Source organism: Corynebacterium sputi DSM 45148 (assembly GCF_000427865.1).
In the GTDB taxonomy this organism is placed as follows: Bacteria; Actinomycetota; Actinomycetes; order Mycobacteriales; family Mycobacteriaceae; genus Corynebacterium; species Corynebacterium sputi.
Genome location: NZ_ATYV01000039.1, coordinates 1 through 1311 on the forward strand (window position 1 = coordinate 1; position 1311 = coordinate 1311).

General features: G+C 60.9%; 2 protein-coding genes and 1 other annotated feature. Both genes read left to right on the forward strand.

The annotated features are described in order from the left end of the window. Positions 1-53: 53 nt before the first annotated feature. The gene (locus tag YWU_RS0113305; protein WP_027020846.1) at positions 54-365 is read left to right on the forward strand and encodes a transposase; all 312 of its coding nucleotides are present in this window, start codon (positions 54-56) and stop codon (positions 363-365) included. Further along, positions 326-454, forward strand: a sequence feature (AL1L pseudoknot). It overlaps the preceding gene by 40 nt. Continuing rightward, entirely contained in the window at positions 377-1270 is an 894-nt protein-coding gene (locus YWU_RS0113310) for an IS3 family transposase (RefSeq protein ID WP_240484147.1), read from the forward strand. It overlaps the preceding feature by 78 nt. The last annotated feature ends 41 nt before the right edge of the window (positions 1271-1311 follow it).

Sequence of the window (1311 nt, forward strand, 5' to 3'; positions counted from 1 at the left end):
TGGTTCGCCCCGGGTTTAATGGAGGGTAAGAAATTGGAAAAGGAAACCTTCACATGCCCGTCAAGTACACCCCGGAGCTCAAGCAGCGTGCTGTAGAACTCGTGCTCCGCGCCCAAGCCGATCCGGCAACCGCCCACGGCGCGGTCACCCGCATCGCCAATGAGCTCGGCCTCAGCAAAGAATCCCTGCGCGTCTGGGTCCGCAACCACAAACAATCCGGCGCCGACAGCCCCGCTGAATCCCTCGACCTGGAAGCAGAAAACCGCAGACTACGAGTCGAACTCGCGGAAGTAAAACGCGCCAACGACATCCTCAAGAAGGCCTCGGCTTTCTTCGCGGCGGAGCTCGACCGCCCACAGAAATAGTCGTCCGGTTCATCGATACCTACCGCGACGAGTTCGGGGTCGAGCCCATCATCCGCGTCCTGGCCACCACCAGCGCGAAGATTGCCCTGAGCACCTACTACGCCCACAAATCCCGGCCCCCAGCAGCCAGATCCATCCGGGATAAGCAGCTCACGGCAGAAATCCACCGGCTCTACAAAGAGAACAACTCCTGTTACGGTGCCCGCAAGATGTGGGCCGAGATCAACCGGGAAGGCAACGTCGGTCACGTCGCCCGCTGCACCGTCGAGCGCCTCATGGCCGCCGAAGGACTCAAAGGGATCACCCGGAGGAAGAAGCGCCCCTCGACCCGCAGCGCAGACGCCGATGAGTGCCCTACTGACCTGGTCGACCGGGACTTCTGCGTCACTGCGCCGAACCTGCTCTGGGTTGCTGACATCACCTACATCCCCACCGCGCAGGGGTGGGCGTACGCGGCGTTCGTGATGGACGCCTACTCACGTGAGATCGTCGGCTGGCAGATCACCAATCATCTGCGGGCCTCCCTGGCCCGGGACGCCCTGGATATGGCCTTGTCAGCTCGTCTTCGCGCTGGTGAAGACATCTCCGGGTTGATTCACCACTCGGACCGGGGAGTGCAGTACCGCTCGGTCGTCTATGGTGAATCCCTCGCCGAATCGAAGGTGGTGGCCTCAGTCGGTTCCCGAGGTGATTCCTATGACAATGCGATGGCGGAGGCGTTGAATTCGCTGTTCAAGGCCGAGCTGATCGACCGGCGGTCCTGGCCGTCGTTGGCTGATGTTCTGGTGGAGTCCTCGAAGTGGATCGGATGGTACAACAACCGCCGGCTGCACTCATCATTGGATTACCGACCACCGAGGGAAGTCCATCAGGAATGGAAAATACTTCAGGCCCAAGCTGCCTGATCGACAACGAAATGACCCTCTACAAAACCCGGGGCTTGACA